The 12,586-nt window shown below is 65.0% G+C and carries 11 protein-coding genes; 4 read left to right on the top strand and 7 right to left on the bottom strand.

Annotation, left to right across the window (positions count from 1 at the left end; genetic code table 11):
* Positions 1-660 carry an HAD-IA family hydrolase gene (locus QDT69_RS14155; RefSeq protein ID WP_279707141.1) on the bottom strand — a complete coding sequence of 220 codons (660 nt, stop codon included), beginning with the start codon at positions 658-660 and terminating at the stop codon, positions 1-3.
* 17 nt (positions 661-677) lie between these two features.
* A complete protein-coding gene (locus QDT69_RS14150; protein WP_279707140.1) occupies positions 678-1,838 on the bottom strand; it encodes a DSD1 family PLP-dependent enzyme in 1,161 nt (386 codons plus the stop codon).
* Positions 1,839-1,910: 72 nt separating this feature from the next.
* Here QDT69_RS14150 and QDT69_RS14145 point away from each other — a divergent pair, with 72 nt between their 5' ends.
* Positions 1,911-2,834, top strand: coding sequence for a LysR substrate-binding domain-containing protein (locus QDT69_RS14145; protein ID WP_279707139.1), 924 nt, complete (start codon positions 1,911-1,913; stop codon positions 2,832-2,834).
* Between the two features lie 16 nt (positions 2,835-2,850).
* Here QDT69_RS14145 and QDT69_RS14140 read toward each other — a convergent pair whose 3' ends face one another.
* Positions 2,851-4,923 carry an acetoacetate--CoA ligase gene (locus tag QDT69_RS14140; protein ID WP_279707520.1) on the bottom strand — a complete coding sequence of 691 codons (2,073 nt, stop codon included), beginning with the start codon at positions 4,921-4,923 and terminating at the stop codon, positions 2,851-2,853.
* A 163-nt stretch (positions 4,924-5,086) separates the two neighbouring features.
* On the opposite strand from QDT69_RS14140, the gene QDT69_RS14135 reads away from it, so the two are divergent.
* On the top strand, positions 5,087-6,097 hold the full coding sequence (locus QDT69_RS14135; RefSeq protein WP_279707138.1) for a glycoside hydrolase family 3 N-terminal domain-containing protein: 1,011 nt from the start codon (positions 5,087-5,089) through the stop codon (positions 6,095-6,097).
* Positions 6,098-6,463: 366 nt separating this feature from the next.
* On the opposite strand, the gene QDT69_RS14130 is transcribed toward QDT69_RS14135, so the two are convergent.
* On the bottom strand, positions 6,464-6,895 hold the full coding sequence (locus QDT69_RS14130) for a hypothetical protein (RefSeq protein WP_279707137.1): 432 nt from the start codon (positions 6,893-6,895) through the stop codon (positions 6,464-6,466).
* A 551-nt stretch (positions 6,896-7,446) separates the two neighbouring features.
* Here QDT69_RS14130 and QDT69_RS14125 point away from each other — a divergent pair.
* On the top strand, positions 7,447-8,055 hold the full coding sequence (locus QDT69_RS14125) for a helix-turn-helix transcriptional regulator (protein ID WP_279707136.1): 609 nt from the start codon (positions 7,447-7,449) through the stop codon (positions 8,053-8,055).
* 14 nt (positions 8,056-8,069) lie between these two features.
* Here the strand turns inward: QDT69_RS14125 and QDT69_RS14120 are convergent, their stop codons facing one another.
* The 3 genes from QDT69_RS14120 to QDT69_RS14110 all read right to left on the bottom strand — a co-directional run bounded on the left by QDT69_RS14120 (position 8,070) and on the right by QDT69_RS14110 (position 10,063).
* Positions 8,070-8,318: a hypothetical protein gene (locus tag QDT69_RS14120; protein WP_279707135.1), complete on the bottom strand. Its 249-nt coding sequence runs from the start codon at positions 8,316-8,318 to the stop codon at positions 8,070-8,072.
* Positions 8,319-8,451: 133 nt separating this feature from the next.
* Complete coding sequence (locus tag QDT69_RS14115; RefSeq protein WP_279707134.1) at positions 8,452-9,171, bottom strand: Crp/Fnr family transcriptional regulator; 720 nt, start codon at positions 9,169-9,171, stop codon at positions 8,452-8,454.
* 181 nt (positions 9,172-9,352) lie between these two features.
* Positions 9,353-10,063 (bottom strand): Crp/Fnr family transcriptional regulator, encoded by a 711-nt coding sequence (locus tag QDT69_RS14110; RefSeq protein WP_279707133.1) that lies wholly within the window; start codon positions 10,061-10,063, stop codon positions 9,353-9,355.
* A 548-nt stretch (positions 10,064-10,611) separates the two neighbouring features.
* Between QDT69_RS14110 and QDT69_RS14105 the strand changes: the two genes are divergently transcribed.
* Positions 10,612-12,210 (top strand): flagellin, encoded by a 1,599-nt coding sequence (locus QDT69_RS14105; RefSeq protein ID WP_279707132.1) that lies wholly within the window; start codon positions 10,612-10,614, stop codon positions 12,208-12,210.
* Positions 12,211-12,586: the final 376 nt, after the last annotated feature.

Raw genomic sequence — 12,586 nt, 5'->3', positions numbered from 1 at the left:
TCAGTCCTCAAGGGGCGGGCCGGGCGCGTTGCGTCCAAGCACGAAATCGGGGAGCGTCGCAAGGCTGTCACGAACCGTGATCGGGGCGGGCGCCCCTTCCGGCAGGTTCATTGCGGCTCGATTATGCCACCAAGTCGGCAAGTGCACACGTGCCGTTCCGAACAGATCATAGGCCGATCCCGCGACGAACAGGCATCGATTTGTCGGGACCGGCAATTCGTCGAGCGCGAGCTGGTAGGGTTGCGGCTGCGGCTTGTAGTAGCCCGCGCGCTCCGCCGTCACGAACACCGTGAGCGGAATACCGAGGCGATCGGCGGCGATGTGGCCGAGCCGCTCCGAGCAGTTGGTCACGACGCCGAGTGCGACACCGGCCTCGTGCAGCGTTTGCAGGACATCGCGAACCTCGGGCCAGGGATCGAGCTCCGCATAGCGTGCGCCAAGCTCGGCGGCGCGCTCGACCGGCAGCCCGACATTGCGCGCGGCTTCACCCACCAGATCCTCATAGGGACGATAGCGCCCGGTGGCATAGGTGTTCTTGAGATACTCGGCGCGCCAGCGAAGCCCCGCCTCGTCGGAGCCGGCGACCTTGTTCCACAGCGTCCAGCTGTCGAGCAGGGCGGTCAAGAGGTCGAACAACACGGCGTCATAGGCTCGCTTCATGGGCTGCGCTACGTCTCCTACCATCCGCGAAACCGCTCCCATTGCCTGACGGTGCCGGAGCCGGCAGCGACGACATGATAACGGTCGTGCTGCGCTCCGGTCGCGCAGGCATGGTTCGGCAGGATCCGCACCTTCGTGCCGACCGGCAGCGTCACCTGCGGCGAGGTGCTGCCGGGACGAAGCGCGATGATGCCGTGCTCTTGATTGGTCTCGGACACGATCAGGTCGCGAAAGGGCCGACCATCGATGTCGCAGACGATGCCGTAGCCCTGATCGATCGGCTGCTTCGCGGTACCGCGATCGCGCGACAGCGCCATCCAGCCCGCGTCGATGAAGGTCCAGCCGCGATCGGCGCGATGGCCGATCACCGTCGCGAGTACCGACAGTGCAATGTCTTCGATGGCGCAGACCCCGATCCCGGCCATCACCAGGTCGAACATCACGAAGACGCCGGCGCGCACCTCGGTGACGCCATCGAGCCGGTGCGCGAAATGCGCCGTCGGCGTCGAGCCGATGCTGACCACGGGGCAGGGCAGCCCGGCTGAGCGCAATGCCTCGGCGCAGGCGACTGCGGCGGCGCGCTCCTGCTCGGCCGCCTGCTCGAGCGCCGCCACGCTGCGGCAGGAATAGGATTCGCCCGCATGCGCCATGACGCCACGCAATTCGGCGCCGCCTTGATGCAGCGCGCGGCCGACCTCGACCAGCAACGGGTCGTTTGCACTCACGCCGGCGCGATGGCCGTCGCAATCGATCTCGATCAGCACGGGAATTCGGTCGTTCGTTGCGCGCGCCATCGTGGTGACGGCAGCAGCCTGCTCGAGGCTGTCGAGCACCACCGACAGGTCCACGCTGTGCCGCCGCAGCGCGGCAACGCGATCGAGCTTCTGTGGTGCGATGCCGACGGCATAGAGAATGTCTTTCACGCCTGCCGCGGCAAACGCCTCGGCCTCTTGCAGCGTGGAGACCGCCGCCGGGCCGCTCGGGCCGTCCATCACGGCGCGCGCCGCCGGAATTGATTTTGCGGTTTTCAGATGCGGGCGCAGCGGCACGCCGAGCCGCGATAGCCGCGTCTTCAGGCGGGCGATGTTGTGCAGCATCCGGTCCTCATCGAGGACGAGACAGGGCGTCTCGAGCCCGGCGAGCGGATGCGGCGCGTTCAGGACAGTAGCTGATGACATGCGGCCGAGACTAGCCGTTTCTGCACTAAGTACAATTTACCGAATGTCATTATTATATTAAGTCTAGGCTTAATGATTTCGACCGACGACATCCGCTTCTTCGTAGCCATCGCTGCGGCCCGGTCGCTCGCGGCCGCGGCGCGGGCGCTCGACGTGACGCCGTCAGCGGTCTCGCAGCGGCTGCAGAGCCTGGAACAGCGGCTGGGTGTTCAACTGGTCAGCCGTTCGGCGCGGCGGCTGACGCTGACCGATGAGGGCGAGCTGCTGGTGCTGCGCGGCGGCGCGCTGCTCGACGAGGCGACGGAGCTGACCGACGCACTGCAGGCGCGTCGCGGCACCATCGCCGGCCATCTGAAGATCCTTGCGCCGCTCGGCTTCGGACGCCGCTACATCGCCCCGGTCGTTGCCGCCTTCCGATCACGTCATCCCGAGGTGTCGGTCGAGCTCGAACTGTCCGATCGGCCGGGGCGTGCCGCGATGAGCGCGTGGGACGTGATGATTCACATCGGTACGCTAAAGGACTCCACGCTTCGTTTGCAGCGTCTCGCCCCGAATGAGCGTTATCTCTGCGCCTCGCCGGCCTATCTGAAGCGCTGGGGAATGCCGGCGCGTCCGCAGGATCTGCGCTTGCATCAGTGCATCGCGTTGCGTGAGAACGAAGAGGACGTGACGCTCTGGCGGTTCTCCCGCAAGCGTGCCGCGGCGGAGCCTGACGTCGTCAGGATCGAGCCGGTGCTGTCGAGCAATGACGGCGAGATCGTGAAAGCCTGGGCGCTGGCGCATCACGGCCTGATCGTCAGGTCGGAGTGGGATGTCGCCGAGGATCTCGACGCCGGCCGGCTGGTCCGTGTGCTGCCGAGCCATCGCCTGCCACCGGCCGACATCGTTGCGCTGCTCAATCCTGGCCGCAGTGGACGGGCCAGACGCACGCAGGCATTCGTGGAGCACCTGCGCGCCGCGCTGGTGCCGCCGCCATGGCGGGGCAAGTCGGGCTAGCAGCCGGCGCAAGCGCTCATGCCGCGCCGGCCTGCTTGCTCAGATAGGTCCTGGCAAAGTCGAGATACCAGTCGAGGCAACCGGGATTGGCCATCGCATCCCGGTTGATGACCTTCTCCACGGGGTGGCCGAGCAGCAGCTTCTTGACTGGCAGCTCCTGCTTCTTGCCGGACAGCGTGCGCGGAATCTCCGCCACCACGAAGATGTCGTTGGGCAGGAAGCGGCGCGACAGCCCGGCTTCAACCGCCTTGTTGATCTTCGTCTTCATCGCGGCATCGAAGGTGACGCCCTCGCGCAGCACCACGAACAGCGGCATGTAGCTGTCGCGGCCGAGATATTCGAGGTCGACGACCATCGAATCCAGCACTTCCGGCAGCGCCTCGATCGCGGAATAGAGCTCGCTGGTGCCCATCCGCAGGCCATGGCGATTGATGGTGGCGTCGCTGCGGCCATAGATCACGCAGGAGCCGTCGGGGTTGACCTTGAGCCAGTCGCCATGCCGCCACACCGGGCCGCGGCCGCTGCCGTCGAAATTGTCGGGATAGGTCTCGAAATAGCTCGACAGATAACGCGCATTGCCGGGGTCGTTCCAGAAGCGGAGCGGCATCGAAGGCAGCGGCTCGGTGCAGACGAGCTCACCGACCTCGTCGATCACGGCGCGGCCCTGCTCGTCGAACGCCTCCACCGCGCAACCGAGCAGGCGGCATTGCATGATGCCGGGCGTCTGCGGCAATTCGCAATTGCCGCCGATGAAGGCGCCGGCGAAATCGGTGCCGCCGGAAATATTGGCCCACCACATGTCGGCCTGCGCGGCGTTGCCGTTGCGCTTCGACAGCGCGGCGAAGCGCTCGTTGAACCAGGCTTGCGTGTCGGCTGAGAGCGGCGAGCCGGTCGAGCCGAGCGCGCGCAGGCGTGAGAGGTCGCCGACGGCGGCGAGATCGATCTCGGCCTTGGTGCAATTGGCGAAGAACGCCGCGCCTGCGCCGAAGAAGGTCGCCTTGGCGTCGGCGACGAAGCGCCACAGCGTGGTCCAGTCCGGCTTGTCCTTGGTGCCGCCGGGACTGCCGTCGAAGATGCAGCAGGTGGTGCCGTTGAGCAGGCCGTTGGCCTGGCAATTCCACATGATCCAGCCGGTCGACGAGTACCAGTGGAAGCGTTCGCCGAACGAGTTCGGGTGGTAGCTGCAGCCGATGTCGTTGTGCAGCGTCGAGAGCGGCAGCGCCACGACGATGATGCCGCCATGGCTGTGCAGGATCGGCTTCGGCAATCCCGTGGTCCCTGAGGAATAGACGATCCAGAGCGGGTGATCGAACGGCAGCCATTCCGGCTCGAAGGCGTCGATCTCGGTGCCCTGGCCGGCGAGGATGGATGACAGCCGTGTCTCTGACGGTGCCGCGTCGCTGTGCAGGATGACATGCTCGACCGTCGGCAGCGCGCGCCGCAACTCCTCGATCACGCCTTGCCGGTCGTGGCGGCGGCCCGCATAGGTCACGGCATCGCAGGCGATCAGCACCTTCGGCTCGATCTGCTTGAAGCGGTCGATCACCGCAGGTGCCGCCATGTCGGGCGCGCAGACGCTCCAGATCGCGCCCAGGCTCGCGGTCGCAAGAAACGCGATGATGGTCTCCGGGATGTTCGGCAAGTACGCGGCGACGCGGTCGCCGGCGCGCACGCCCTTGGCCTTCAGATGCAGCGCCAGCGCCGCCGATTGGCGCCGCAGCTCGGGCCAGCTCGTCTCCGACAGTCTGCCGTCTTCGCCGCTTGCAATCAGGGCCGGCAGGCCGGCGGCATGCGCCGGCGCGACATGGCGGAAGACCTGGTGCGCATAGTTCACCGAGGCGCCGGGAAACCACACCGCGCCCGGCATCTTGCGTTCGGCCAGCACCGCGCTATGCGGTGTGGGCGAACGGAGGTCGAAATAATCCCAGACGCTCTGCCAGAAGGCGTCGATATCGGTGACCGACCAGCGCCGCATCGCCTCGAAATCCGCAAACGCAAGGCCGCGGGTCTCCTTCAGCCAATCGCGGTAAAGGGCCATTTGCGGGGCGTAAGGTGCGGTCATGGGCGGTTTCCAAAAAAAGCTTCTTATGTTGTGGCAGGTGCGATCGCGGCGTGCCGGCGTGTCTTAACATAGGGATGCGAGCACGGGGAACGCAGTCGCGCCGCGGCTTGCGTCATATTCTTACCGCTGCGGCCGCGTGCTATCCCTTCAGGGCGGCGTTGATTCCATGCCAATCCCATAGTGAGCAGTCATGTCCGTCGGCGAACTCTTCATTCTCGGCTTCTACGGCAAGGTCATTCCAACCTGGCTGAGGGAATTTGCTGCGCAATTCGGGCTCGGCGGGGTGATCCTGTTCGATTACTCGTGCCAGACCCGGCAATACGACAACAACGTCGCTTCGCCCGCGCAGGTGCAGTCGCTCTGCGCCGAGATCGCGGCGCTGCCGTCAGAGCCGCTGGTCTTCATCGACCAGGAGGGCGGTCTGGTCCGCCGGCTCAAGGATGGCCTCGGCTTTCAGCCGCTGCCGAGCGCAAAGGATTTCAACCTGCTCGCGCTGACGGAAAAGCAGACGATCCTGGCCGCGAGCTATGGCGAGTTGCGGCGACTCGGCATCCGCTACAATTTCGCGCCGGTCATCGACGTCGACTACAATTCCGACAACCCCAATATCGGCAAGATCAAGCGGTCCTATTCGTCCGATCTCGGCGAGGTCGAGGCCAATGCCCGGCTGGTCGACGCCGCGGCGCGGCAGGCCGGAGTTGGTCTCTGCCTGAAGCATTATCCGGGCATCGGCGGCGCGCACGTCGATTCGCATCTGGAGTTCATGGACATTTCCGATGCGCTGCGGCCGGAGCAGGAAGAGCTGTTCTACGCGTTGGCCCCGGATACTTTCGGCGATGCGGTGCTGGTCAGCCACGCCATTGTCCGCCAGTGGGACCCGCAGCATCCGATGACCCTGTCACCGGCCGGGATCGGCCGGCTGCGCCGCCGTCTGCCCGAAACGCTCTTGATCACCGACGACATGCAGATGCAGGGGCTGCAGAAGGCGCTCGGCACCAGCGCGGCCAGCCTGCAGGCGATCGCCGCCGGCATGGACATGATCTGCATCGGCAACAACCTGTTCGACCAGGAGCAGGCGATGGCCGGCATTGCCGCGGCGGTCGCGGGTGCGGTGCAGGACGGTTCGCTGGATCAGGCCGCGGTGCGGCGATCCATTGCGCGCGTGCAAAAGCGCAAGGCGCTGCTCGCCGGATGGCGTTGAACCAATTTTCGCGCGGGGCGACCACAAGAAACGGAACCAATTTCATTACGGCGATTTAACAAAGGCGCTCATCGGGGCTAACAACCATGAAGATGCTCAGGCGTCTCTTCCGATTGACCTGGCTACGCCGCGTCGCACGCAGTTCAGCCGATTTTCCACCTGCCTCCATCGATCCCGACGAATTCAGCCGCCTGCTTTGCAGCGGGCGCCGTCAGGATCTTCGGATACTGGCAAAGCGGCTGAGCGAGCGCCCGCGCGCTCACGCATAGTAGCGCATCGGATCAAAGGTGAACCGGTTCTGACTGAACCAGAACCGATAAGTCCGGTGCGCGGCCGCGACTTCAACTCCGATCTCGGCGCGGTGCGCTACTGCTTGGCCTTGTCGTGCTTGCCGATCCCGACCGCCTTGTAGTCGTAGGTCGGATAGAACTCGGTGCGATAGGCGCCCCAGGCACTGTTCTCGATGACGCGATTGACCTCGCGCAGCCGTGATGCCGGCAGCCGCAGGGTCACCACCTGGCCCGCGCCCATCATCACGTACCAGCTGACCACCTCGACACCTTCGGGCGGAAACGCCTTGTAGAAGCCCTGCCGCTCGAGCTGCGCATTGAGTTCGCCGAGCGGGCGCGACTGATCATGCTTGAAGAAGATCGTGATCATGATCGTGTTGTCTTGGGCCGGCGCTGCGTCGCCGGTCGGCGTGGTCTGGGCCTGCGCGCCGGCGCTGAGCAGCAGTGCCGAGGCGAGCGCCGCGATCATCATCCAGGATCCATTTCGTCCGCTCCGCCCTCGCAGCATTGTCGCACCCTTTTTGTTGGCCGAGAGGCAGCGATCATCACGGCGCGTGCCGGGGCTGTAAATTGACATTCGCCTGACCCAGCGTCCGCCGGAGCAATGTGAACCGCCTCATACGAACGTGTCCCAACGTGCGGTAAGCCGATGCGATCCCGAGCGTAGAGGGATGATCGATGTCGACCCGGCGAATGGCGTATTGGTGGTTCAGGTTCGTTCTTTCGGGACGGTTCCTGCAGAAATTCCTCCGGCTCCGGCGCCGGTGAGCCGAAGGCGCGGCGCGCGATCCGGCCATTTCTGACGTGACAGCAGGGTGTGGGATGCGTCCGCGCGAGCCGGGACGGTAAAAATCCACCTGTGAGATCATCGGGACTAAGCCGCCCGTCGTCCCGTAAGAATACTGTAATTCGACTCAAATATGCGAGATTCGTTGCCAAATCGGCGGTAATCTGCGCCTGCTTGGCAGGTCGGGGCCCGAGGTCACAGTTGCGTCACCCGTAGTTCTACGGAGTCCCGTGTTAACGCGGCCACAAGTTCACCTTCGGTAAACCATACTTATGACGCAACATGACAATCGAGCCGAGGCGCGCCTTCCGGCATGGATGGGCGGAACCGCGGCGCTCGAGGGGCAGCAGTCTGAGGTTCATGGGGCCGTTGCGCCGCGCCCGCAGGTCACCACGGACGCCGGTGCGGCCATCGTCCGGCAGTTCAATGGGCCGGTGACGGCGCTGCTGCTCTATATGAATGAGCTGAAGCAGCACAGTCAGCAGTTCGCGCACGCGCCCGGCAACGGCGTCTACCTGCGGCAGGTGATCGAGAACGCGCTCGAACAGACCGAGCGAGTGTCCGCGATGCTGAAGCAGATTTCGGATCTCTACCCGAATGCCGTTCCGGCTGCCGATCTCAGGCCGCAGGGTGACGACAAGCCGGCAGGTGTCCGGTCACCCGATGTCATGTTCGCGCCGGAGGCTGGCCGCAAGCCGTTGACCAAGCGCGAGCGTGAGGTGCTCAGCCTGATCAGCGACGGCTATTCCAACAAGCAAGGCGCGCTGCGGATGAACATCAGCCCGCGCACGTTCGAGAGCCATCGTGCCGAGGCGATGCGCAAGCTCGGCGCGCGCAACACCGCGGATCTGGTCCGCAAGGCCTTGTTGCATTCCGCCTGAGCGGAGACCGGTTCTCAGAAATCGTCTTCTGCGGCGAAGCACAGCCGCGGCGCGAGCCGCGCGGCGGGAGCGGCCGTCTTCGGTTCGTCCGGAACGATCGTGACCACCCATGCCGCCATTGCGCCGGACTTGCTTTCGACGATCGCGCGCACCCGCCCCGTGACCGTCGCGCCGGCGGATTTGACGGTGGCTGGCCGGCCGTTGAACTGGGCCATGCGGAAGCGCCGGGCTTCCTTCCGGTCGGTCGTCTCGTACGTGAACATCGGCTCCCCCGTGCGTCCACGCGACTTTGCGGAAGCAGCGTTATCCGACGGTGAAAATCGTACGCCGTAGGAGTACGGCTTGCGCGACGGCGAGGGGATTTTGCGCGAGACGCCGACCGCTTGAATCGAAACGCTAGCCGCTGGTTTCCTTGCAATTCAGCAGCCCCGCATACTGCGCCTTGACCGCGGCGTAGCATTCGCAGGCGGTCCTGATCAGTCCGTCCGCGTTGGTGATCTCGATGTGGCCGCGGCTATAGTGAATGAAATTCGCCTGTTGCAGGGTATGCGCGACCAGCGACACGCTGTTGCGGCGGGCGCCGATCATCTGCGCCATCGCTTCCTGCGTCAGGACGATCTTGTTGCTGCCGGAGAGGTCGCGCGTATGCAGCAGGCATCGCGCCAGCCGCGACTCCACGGTATGCGCGGCGTTGCAGCCCGCCGTCTGCTGGATCTGGGCATAGACGGCGAGCCCGTGCCGGAGCAGCATGGTGCGAAGCGTCGGGCTCTGGCCGGCGGCCGCGCGCAGCGGCTCGAGCTCGATTGTCGAGGCGAGGCCGGGCACCAGCACCGTGGCGTTGTTCAGGACCCGCCCCTCGACCAGCGGGGCGAATGCGCCAAAGATGCTGTCGCGGCCGACCATGGCGACCTGGACGCGCTCGCCCCTCGCCAGCTTGACCACCAGCGAGATCACGCCCTTGTGCGGCATGTAGGTCCGCTTGAGCATCTCGTCGGTCTCGATCAGGACCGAATCGGCGGCGAGGTCGACCGTCCGCAAATGCGGCCGGATCAGCTCGAAATCGCTCGCAGAAAGCGACGACAAAAACCCGTTGGGTGATCGCGGAACCGTATCCAAAGCAACCTCCTGCCTCCCGGCAAAGCTTGTCTCTGGTCACCAGGGCTGACGCGTGCAGCCGGACGTCCTTGCAACTTATTCTGGCGCGTCCAGGTTCCAATGGAAACACATCCCGGTTCCATTAGGAATACGCTGATCGCCGCGGCCTCACATTATCCGCGGCGGCATGAGGTCGCTGCGATCAATCTTCCGGTCCGATCAATTGTTCGGCGTGCGCCTTGACGGTCGCATAACATTCGCACGCCGCCTTCCGCAGGCCGTTGATATCGGTGATTTCGATATGGCCGCGGCTATAACGCAGGATGCCGGCCTGCTGAAACCCGTGCGCGACGATCGAAACCGCATTGCGCCGCACGCCGATCATCTGCGCCAGCATCTCCTGGGTCAGCGGCAACGCTTCGCTGCCGCACAGGTCGCGTGCGCGCAGCAGCCAGCGCGACAGCCGCGCCTCCACCGGATGCGAGACGTTGCAGGCGACGGATTGTTGCGTCTGCGCCATCAGCGCCTGCTCATAGAGTGCAACCAGCGTCCGAAACTCGGCACTGCGATTGGCTGCCTCGCGGAAATCCTCCGCCCGCACCGCCGACGCCGTGCCCGGCACCACGACGATCGCGTCGGCGAGCAGCGGCCGCTCATGCAGCGCGGCGGACGCGCCGACGGCGCCGTCACGACCGATGGTTGCAATCTCGACGGATTGCCCGTCGGCCAGATTGATCATCATCGAGACCACGCCGGCGTGCGGGAAGTAAACTCGCTGCACCGGCGCGCCGGCATCGGCGAGCGCCGCTTCCTTGGTCAGGTCGACGGTTTCCAGAAGAGGATGAAGTTGCGCGTATTCCGCTGGGGGAAGTGCTTGCAACAGACGATTGGGCGGGCGCGTTACCGCGGACATTGGAGCTCCTGCCGAGGGCGGGAGCACTACGGTCTCGCATCACCTACTCTTGGCGTGTGGAGTGCGACCATAGCTTGCCTGTCCAATTGCACAAGGGTTGTAGTGCGAACCTTATACCCTCTAAGGGGCAGACGATCGGCGTTGCATCCGTCTGCGCGGCGATTCGAACGACGCGCATCCCGGACAAAGAGGTTGCGGCATTGTCTCGCATTTATTGATTTGCATTAACTCTGATGCGCGCCGAAGCGTGCGTCGTCATGATCGCCGTCGGGGCTTTTCGACGTGCCCGGCCGGCGCCGCCGGCCTGCGGCAAGTCCCGCAAAGGCGAGGACAAATTCGCCGCCACGAGATTGATCCGGCGGCGACTAGGCGCCGCACAATCGTGCGCCGGCGCCGGCGGCGGTAGAATTACCGGCAAAAGCCGTTCTGGGTATTTGTACGGAGTAGCCCTTTAACGAACGGGTAGCGCGGACGGACCAGTGTGGCACCGGTCGCCGTGCGAAATTTACGGCGTCGCGTCAATCGTGTTCATCCAGAAGGGTATCAGTATGTCCGGCATCGTCCTCTCGGCATCGGTCCGTCAAAATCTGCTTTCGCTGCAGTCGACGGCCGACCTGCTCGCCACCACGCAGAACCGCTTGTCCACCGGCAAGAAGGTCAACACCGCTCTCGACAACCCGACCAACTTCTTCACGGCGCAGTCGCTCGACAACCGCGCCAGCGACATCAACAACCTGCTGGACGGCATCGGCAACGGCGTGCAGGTGCTGCAGGCCGCCAACACCGGCATCACCTCGCTGCAGAAGCTCGTCGACAGTGCCAAGTCGGTCGCCAATCAGGCGCTGCAGGCCGCGGTCGGCTATTCCCAGAAGTCGCAGGTGACGACCGCCGTGATCACCGGCGCCACCGCCGCCGATATCCGCGGCACCCCCACCTACACCAGCGCCACCCTCGCTGGCACGGTCGTCAACAATAACCTCACGACGCCGGCGCCGATCACGGCCGCCACCAAGCTCGTCAGCGCGGCCAACTCCGATACCCTGGCGGCGACTCCGACCGGCACGATCAGCGTCAACGGCAAGTCGATCACGTTCTCGACCTCGCAGACCACCTCGACGACCGATGCGTCCGGCAACGTGACCCTCGGCACCGGCGCGGGCAGCAACCTGACGGTCGGCGACCTGCTCACCGCGATCGACGGCATCACTGGCACCACCACCGCCTCCACCGTGTCGGCCGGCGCGCTCCAGATCAGCACCGGCATCAACCAGGATCTCAACATCTCCGGCTCGGGGCTGGCAGCGTTCGGCCTGACGGCCGGAACCAAGGCCCGCACCGTGGCAACGCCGTCGCCGCTCGATGGTTTGACCCTGACGATCGGCGCGACCGGCAACGGCACCGCCACCAACATCACGTTTGGTGCCGGCGCAGGCCAGGTGAAGTCTCTGAACGACCTGAACACCGCGCTGGCGGCCAACAACCTGCAGGCCTCGCTCGGCGCAGGCGGTGCGCTCACCATCAGCACCACCAACGATGCTGCTTCGTCGACGATCGGCACGATCGGTGGCACGGCAGCCGGTGCAGGCAAGCTGTTCAACGGTCTGACGGGCAGCGCCCCGGTGCAGGATCCGAACGGGCTGGCGAATCGCGCCAACCTGGTCAGTCAGTACAACAACATCCTGGACCAGATCACCACGACCGCCCAGGACGCCTCGTACAACGGCATCAACCTGCTCAACGGCGATCAGCTCAAGCTGACCTTCAACGAGACGGGCACCTCGACGCTGAAGATCCAGGGCGTCACCTTCAACGCCACCGGCCTCAACCTCACCAAGTTGACCGCCGGCACGGACTTCATCGACAACGCCTCGGCCAACGCCACGCTGAAGACGCTCAACAGCGCGAGCGGCCTGCTGCGCACCCAGGCTTCGACCCTCGGTTCGAACCTGTCGATCGTGCAGATCCGCCAGGACTTCTCGAAGAACCTGATCAACGTGCTGCAGACCGGCTCGTCCAACCTGACGCTGGCCGACACCAACGAGGAAGCGGCCAACAGCCAGGCGCTGTCGACCCGCCAGTCGATCGCGGTGTCCGCGCTGGCGCTGGCCAACCAGTCGCAGCAGAGCGTTCTGCAGCTGCTCCGCTAAGCGTAGCCGCAACAGACATCGACTATCGAGGCGGCGGGGGAAACCCCGCCGCCTTTGCTTTGCGCGCGATCACCTTCTGGCCGGCTTCAACCAAAGGGTGATGGGGCTTTGATGCAGGCCGACGCCATGCCGCGAATGTTTCGCTTGGCTTAACGGCACCGCGATTCCATTTGATTCAAATTGCGATGACCGATGGAACGGCCTCTTTCCCGTCCGGGTGGTAGATGCCCGAGACTGGCCGTGACGTCGTGCTGCATCGTCTGATCGCGTGACTCCTCGTCCGTATTTGCACGGACGGCAAAATTAACGTCGCCGTGAAGGCGGAGGGGTTATCGATGCGAGGCGAGCGTTCCGCAGCACCTTGAGGGGACCTATC

Origin of the sequence: Bradyrhizobium sp. CER78 (assembly GCF_029846235.1) — a bacterium.
Lineage (GTDB): Bacteria > Pseudomonadota > Alphaproteobacteria > Rhizobiales > Xanthobacteraceae > Bradyrhizobium.
The sequence above is the reverse complement of the archived record's forward strand: the minus strand, read 5'-3'. Positions and strand labels throughout refer to the sequence as shown.